The 2,963-nt window shown below is 59.5% G+C and carries 2 protein-coding genes; both read left to right on the top strand.

Going from position 1 to position 2,963, the window contains the following annotated elements:
- Positions 1-190: 190 nt before the first annotated feature.
- Positions 191-982, top strand: a complete 792-nt coding sequence (locus AC0ZWN_RS28740) for a lysostaphin resistance A-like protein (protein WP_476337705.1) — start codon at positions 191-193, stop codon at positions 980-982.
- A gap of 102 nt (positions 983-1,084) precedes the next feature.
- The gene (locus AC0ZWN_RS28735) at positions 1,085-2,650 is read left to right on the top strand and encodes a methyl-accepting chemotaxis protein (protein WP_476337703.1); all 1,566 of its coding nucleotides are present in this window, start codon (positions 1,085-1,087) and stop codon (positions 2,648-2,650) included.
- Positions 2,651-2,963: the final 313 nt, after the last annotated feature.

Here is a 2,963-nt window from a genome sequence, read left to right as displayed (position 1 = left end):
CGAATGCGGTGTATCAGTCGAAACAACTATTGCCTGTCACACCGCATTCGCGAGCAAGCTCGCTCCCACATTGGGATTTATGTTTGGCCAACGGTATTGGAGTTGTCCCGGTTTGCCGCCACACCTTCACTTGTCCCCCGCCGCTCGTCCGTGTAGAAAGCCCTTCCACAAATTTGCACAGGGACTTTCGATGAAGGCTTTGCCATGGCTCTATCTGGCGCTTCTCAGCCTCGGTTACGGATGGGCGCTGAGTTACGGCCACCTCGGCTGGCTGGCGCTGATCTCCATTGGGCTGCTGGTGTTCGCAGGTTTTGCCGTGCGCCAGCAACAGGTGCCGGTCGCACGTTTTCTCGGCCATGGTCTGTTTATCGTGCTGGCTTTGGCGCTGGCTCTACACTGGCTACCGGGCTTCGCCAACGGTCGCGCCATTGATCCGCAACGCTTCACCGACAACGCCGTGCCGTTCGCGATGTACCTGAACCTCGACAAACCGCTGGTTGGCTTCTGGTTGTTGCTGGTGTGCCCGTGGATTGTCGGGCGACGTTCGTTGCGCATGAGCGTCTACGCCACCGCCCTCGCCCTGACGCTGAGCGCGGTTCTTGCCCTTGGCGGCGCGCTGTTGCTGGGCGTGATCGCCTGGGCACCGAAGTGGCCTGATCAAGCGTGGCTGTGGGTGCTGAACAATCTGCTGCTGGTGACCTTGGTCGAGGAAGCCCTGTTTCGCGGCTATATACAGGGCGGCCTCAGTCAGCGTTTCAAAAATCTGCCCTACGGAGAAAATCTCGCCCTGCTGCTGGCCTCTTTGCTGTTTGGTCTGGTGCATGCCGGCGCAGGCTGGACCTGGGTGTCGCTGGCAGGGCTGGCGGGCGTCGGCTATGGTCTGGCCTACCGTTTTGGCGGGCTCGGCGCGGCGATCGCCACACATTTCGGCCTGAACCTGCTGCATTTTGGTTTGTTCACTTATCCGATGCTCGCCGGCTGAAGCAAGCGCAGTTTTGCGACGCCGTGCTGATTATTGAAAAAAAATTTCAATAAAAAGCTGTCACCGCCGACAACCTTTCAAAGCCTTGCGGATTGAAAAACCATGCGTAACAACCAGCCCATTACACAACGCGAACGGACTTTCCCGGCTCAGCAGCGGTTGATTTCCACAACCGACGCCAAGGGCGTGATCACCTACTGCAACGACGCTTTCGTCGAGATCAGCGGGTTTTCGCGTGAGGAACTGATCCGTGCGCCGCACAACCTGGTCCGTCACCCCGACGTACCGGCGGCGGTGTTTTCGCACATGTGGGGCACACTGAAACAAGGCTTGCCATGGATGGGCATTGTCAAGAATCGCTGCAAGACCGGTGACCATTACTGGGTTAACGCCTATGTCACACCGGTGTTCGACGGCAATCAGGTGGTCGGTTACGAGTCGGTGCGGGTCAAACCCACCGCCGAACAGATCCGCCGTGCCGAAGCGCTCTACCAACGCATCAACCAGGGCAAGTCGGCGATCCCGTCCACCGATAAATGGCTACCGGTGCTGCAAGACTGGCTGCCGTTCATTCTGGTCAGCCAGTTGAGTTTCATGATCGGCGCGACCCTGAACTCGCAGTGGGGCTTCGCCCTCGCCGCCGGTCTGTCGGTGCCGCTGGGCCTGATGGGCCTGCAATGGCAACAACGCGGGCTGAAACGCCTGCTGCGCCTGGCCGAGCAGACCACCTCCGACCCGCTGATCGCGCAGATGTACACCGACAGCCGTGGCGCCCAGGCGCGTCTGGAAATGTCGATCCTCAGCCAGGAAGCACGCCTGAAAACCTGCCTGACCCGTCTGCAGGACACCGCCGAACACTTGACCGATCAGGCCAAGCAATCCGACGTCCTGGCGCACAACAGCTCCACCGGCCTGGAACGCCAGCGTGTGGAAACCGAACAAGTCGCCACCGCCGTCAACCAGATGGCCGCGACCACTCAGGAAGTCGCCAGCCACGTCCAACGCACCGCCGACGCCACTCAGGAAGCCAATCGCCTGACCGGTCGCGGCCGTGACATCGCCGGCGAAACCCGCGAAGCCATCCAGCGTCTGTCGGTAGTTGTCGGTGAAACCGGTTTGACCGTGACCCAACTGGCCAAGGACAGCGACGAAATCGGCGGCGTGGTTGATGTGATCAAAGGCATCGCTGACCAGACCAACCTGCTCGCTCTGAACGCTGCGATTGAAGCAGCGCGTGCCGGTGAGATGGGCCGTGGCTTTGCCGTGGTGGCTGACGAAGTGCGTCAACTGGCGCAACGCACCAGCGAATCGACCGGGCAGATTCATGCCCTGATCGCCAAGTTGCAGCAGACGGCTTCGAGTGCCGTGCAAACCATGGAAGCCGGGCATCGCCAGGCTGAAGAAGGTGTGGCGCGGGTGCTGGAAGCGGATCAGGCGTTGGTCGGCATCAGCGAAGCGGTGGCCAACATCACCGACATGACCACGCAGATTGCGGCCGCGACCGAAGAGCAAAGTGCGGTGGCTGAAGAGATCAGCCGCAACATCAGCAATATTTCGGAGCTGGCGGATCAGACGTCGGAACAGGCGCATAACTCGGCGTTGTTGAGTGAAGAGCTGACGAAGACGGCGAATACGCAGTACTCGTTGGTGGAGCGGTTTAACCGCTGATTGAACTGGCAATAACAAAAAACCCGGATAGCGAGAGCTTCCGGGTTTTTTGTTGTGTCATTGAATATCTCCCCCTCACCCCAGCCCTCTCCCCCCAAGGGGGCGAGGGGGAAAGGGAGCCGATCTCTGTGCATTTCAGAATTTGAGTTCGACTCGGTATCTCAAGTCGGCGTACCTCGTACATACACTGCAGTGGTCAACTAATTCCGGACACCTCGATAGGTGGTTTTGACGCCATCGCCCGCTCGTAAGCGGTCGGTGGCAGATATCCCAGTTTCGAGTGCAACCGTTCGTTGTTGTAAAACCCAACGAT

Source organism: Pseudomonas sp. 3B-A001-10F (assembly GCF_056313565.1).
This window is presented reverse-complemented; position numbering and strand designations above follow the sequence as displayed.

Bases quoted from the DNA above. Each gene is read 5' to 3' on its own strand.
- AC0ZWN_RS28740 (WP_476337705.1), top strand. From the start codon at position 191: ATGAAGGCTTTGCCATGGCTCTATCTGGCGCTTCTCAGCCTCGGTTAC.
- AC0ZWN_RS28735 (WP_476337703.1), top strand. From the start codon at position 1,085: ATGCGTAACAACCAGCCCATTACACAACGCGAACGGACTTTCCCGGCT.